Raw genomic sequence first — 3,469 nt, 5'->3', positions numbered from 1 at the left:
ACGACGGGGGATGTACCGCCCTATTCCGCCGCTTTCGCGTGGGGAACAGGCTCCAGCACCTTGCCGGGATTGAGAATATTCTTCGGGTCCAGCGTGCGCTTGAGAAGCTGCATCAGCGCAACCTCCTCCGCAGAACGCGACCAGCCGAGATAGGGCCGCTTCTCAAGCCCGATGCCGTGCTCCGCTGACACAGAGCCGCCACGCTTGCGCAATTCACCATAGACCACGGCTTCGACACTGCGTCTTGTTGCAAGCTCGGCATCAGGGAAGCGGCCCGGAATGACGTGAAGATTGCCGTCTCCGAGATGGCCGAACACCATCAGCGAACTCTCCGGCCACTTCGCCTTGAGGCCCGCGCGCACATCCTCGACATAGCTCTCCATATCGGAGATGCCGAGGCTCACATCGAAGGTGAACATCGGATAGGTGTGGACGACCTGCGCCACATCATCCCGAAGCGCCCACATCGTGTCGCGCTCGGCCTGGCTCTTTGCAATCACCGCATCAGAAATCTCGCCCGCCTCCAGCGCCTCCATCATCGCCGCTTCAAAACGCGCACTGTCTGCCTCCTGATCCCCACCCATGGATTCAACCAGCACATAAAAGGGATGACCATGCGGAATGACAGGGCGTCCCTTGGCAGGCTCGCTTGTCACCAGCTTGTAGAAATCTTCCCACATCACTTCGAAGGCCGAGAGCGTGCCCCCAAGCGCGCGCTCCATATGGCGCAGGAACTTCGGCAAACGGTCGAAACTCTCCACCGCAACAAAGCCCGTATCCTGCGAACGCGGCTTCGGCCAGAGGCGCAGCACAGCACGCGTGACAATGCCGAGCGTGCCTTCCGATCCGATAAAGAGCTGCTTCAGATCATAGCCCGCATTGTTCTTGATGAGATGATTCATGGAACTCATCACCGTGCCGTCTGCCAGCACCGCTTCAATACCGAGCACCATGTCGCGCGTCATGCCATAGCGGATCACGCGATTGCCGCCCGCATTGGTGGAGATATTTCCGCCAATGGTTGCCGAACCGCGTGCACCAAGATCGAGCGGAAAGATAAGCCCCTTCGCTTCCGCCGCCTCGCACACGGTTTGCAGAACGCAGCCCGCCTGCACGATCATGGTGCAGCCCGCTTCGTCGATCTCTTCGATCCGGTTCATCCGCTCAAGCGAGAGCGCAATAGGGCCATTGGCCTCGCCCCCTTCCCCCAGACCCGTCTTGCCGCCCCAGGGCACCACTGCCTCACCCGCCGCATGACACAGCTTCAGCGCGGCCGAGACTTCCTCCGTGCTCGCCGGGCGCAACACCACCGCCGGTACGCCGAGCGCGCTCCAGCCACCCACCGCCTTTTCCGCCGCATCCGCCCCCGTCAGCACCGCTTGCGGACCAAGCGCCTCCTTCAGCTTCTCAATGAGATCATCCGATGGCATGTCGTCCTCCCGGGTCCTTGCTTCTGAGAATTATAATGTGGTGCCGCCGAAAAAATCTGCGAAGAAATGGGCCTATCCAATCACGCGCCGCACATAGCCAAGCCAGCGCTCATAGCGTTCGGCGCGTTCGCCCTCCGCCATTTCAGGTGAGAAGGCGCGCTCGCAGCGCCAATGCGCTGCCACATCCGCCCTGTCGCCGTAAAATCCGATATGCATCCCGGCCAGATAGGCGGCACCCAGCGCCGTCGTCTCTGTGATTTCCGGCCTTTCAACAGGCCGTCCCAGAATGTCGGCAAGGTTCTGCGCGAACCAGTTATTCGCCACCATGCCGCCATCGACACGCAGCGCCTGCGGGCTGGTAAGCCCCGCCATCTTCATGTCTGCGCCCATTGCATCCATGAGATCGCGCGTCTGATAGGACACGCTTTCAAGCGCCGCGCGCACGATCTCTTTCGCGCCCGTATCCCGCGTCATGCCGAAAAGGGCCGCGCGCGCCGCCGGTTCCCAATAAGGCGCACCAAGCCCGGTAAAGGCGGGCACGAGCACGGCATGAGAGTTCGGGTTCGCCTCCCGCGCCATCTTCTCGCTGTCGGCTGATGAACCGATGAGCTTCATCTCGTCGCGCAGCCATTGCACGATTGCACCCGCCATGAAGATCGACCCCTCAAGCGCATAGGTCGTCTCGCCGCCAATGCGATAGGCAATCGTGCCGAGCAAACGGTTATGGCTTTCAACGCGCTTCGTGCCTGTGTTGAGCACCGCAAAGCAACCCGTGCCATAGGTTGATTTCATAAGTCCCGGCTCGAAACAGGCTTGCCCCACGGTCGCTGCCTGCTGGTCGCCCGCCACACCCGCAACGGGAATCTCCGCCCCAAGCAGGCTCTTTTCTGTGGTGCCAAAATCCGCGCAGCAATCGAGAACTTCCGGCAGCACAGCGCGCGGAATGCCGAACAGCATGAGCAGTTCGTCATCCCATTCACTCGTCCCGATGTTGAAAAGAAGCGTGCGCGAGGCATTCGTCGCATCGGTCACATGCCGCTTGCCGCCGGTGAGCTTGTAAATGAGCCATGAATCCACCGTGCCGAAGCAAAGCTCTCCCTTTTCCGCTCGCTCCCGCGCTCCTTCCACATTGTCGAGCAGCCAGCGAAGTTTCGTACCGGAAAAATAAGGATCGAGCAGCAGTCCGGTCTTGGCCTGAACCAGCGCTTCCTTGCCTTGCGCCTTCAGCTCCGCGCAATAATCCGCCGTGCGCCTGTCCTGCCAGACAATCGCATTATGGACCGGCTCGCCCGTTGCGCGGTCCCAGAGCACGGTCGTCTCGCGCTGATTGGTGATGCCTATGGCAGCGATGTTCTGCGCCGTCGTGCCGCTGGTCAGCACGCCACGGCAAACCTCCAGCGTGGCCGCCCAAATCTCCGCCGCATCATGCTCCACCCAGCCATCCTGCGGGAAAATCTGGCGGAGTTCCTTCTGCCGCACCCGCATGGGCGAGCCTGAGCGGTCAAACAGAAGCGCCCTTGTGCTCGTCGTGCCCTGGTCAATCGCGAGAATATAGTCGGCCATGGCCTCCCCCTCCTTTTTTCTTGGCGGGAGGCTAACCCGCGCTGCGCCTCCACAAAACCCCATCCCGCATGGGGACGAAATCACGCCCGCCGAATGCTATAGTCCGCTCATGGACATGGAAACGCCCATTGCAGAGGCAGGCGCCGCGCCGGGGATGATCGATCCTTTCGGGCGGGCGGTGACCTATCTCCGCATGTCGGTGACAGATCGCTGCGATTTCCGGTGTGTTTATTGCATGTCCGAGCACATGACCTTTCTGCCGAAGGCTGACCTTCTCACGCTGGAGGAACTGGACCGCCTCTGCTCCGCCTTTGTGCGGAAAGGGGTGCGGAAAATCCGGCTGACGGGTGGCGAACCGCTGATGCGCCGCGATGTGATGACGCTCATCCGCGCTCTTGGCAGCCATCTCGACAGCGGCGCGCTCGACGAACTGACCCTCACCACCAATGGCAGCCAGCTTGCGCGCTATGCTGACG

General features: G+C 61.4%; 3 protein-coding genes. 1 reads left to right on the top strand and 2 read right to left on the bottom strand.

Features of this window, described 5'->3' with window-relative positions:
• Window positions 1-20: 20 nt before the first annotated feature.
• Window positions 21-1,430: an FAD-binding oxidoreductase gene (locus WBF74_RS10795; RefSeq protein ID WP_424439408.1), complete on the bottom strand. Its 1,410-nt coding sequence runs from the start codon at window positions 1,428-1,430 to the stop codon at window positions 21-23.
• Between the two features lie 72 nt (window positions 1,431-1,502).
• Entirely contained in the window at window positions 1,503-2,993 is a 1,491-nt protein-coding gene (gene glpK, locus WBF74_RS10790) for a glycerol kinase GlpK (protein WP_424439406.1), read from the bottom strand.
• A gap of 109 nt (window positions 2,994-3,102) precedes the next feature.
• Here glpK and WBF74_RS10785 point away from each other — a divergent pair.
• Window positions 3,103-3,469 (top strand): radical SAM protein (locus WBF74_RS10785; protein ID WP_424439404.1); only part of this gene is annotated, 367 nt, incomplete at its 3' end.

Source organism: Parvibaculum sp. (assembly GCF_049672805.1).
GTDB lineage: Bacteria > Pseudomonadota > Alphaproteobacteria > Parvibaculales > Parvibaculaceae > Parvibaculum.
The sequence above is the reverse complement of the archived record's forward strand: the minus strand, read 5'-3'. Positions and strand labels throughout refer to the sequence as shown.

What these genes read in the sequence shown, in the direction of transcription:
- glpK (WP_424439406.1), bottom strand. Translation starts at nt 2,993, where the DNA reads ATGGCCGACTATATTCTCGCGATTGACCAGGGCACGACGAGCACAAGG.
- WBF74_RS10795 (WP_424439408.1), bottom strand. Translation starts at nt 1,430, where the DNA reads ATGCCATCGGATGATCTCATTGAGAAGCTGAAGGAGGCGCTTGGTCCG.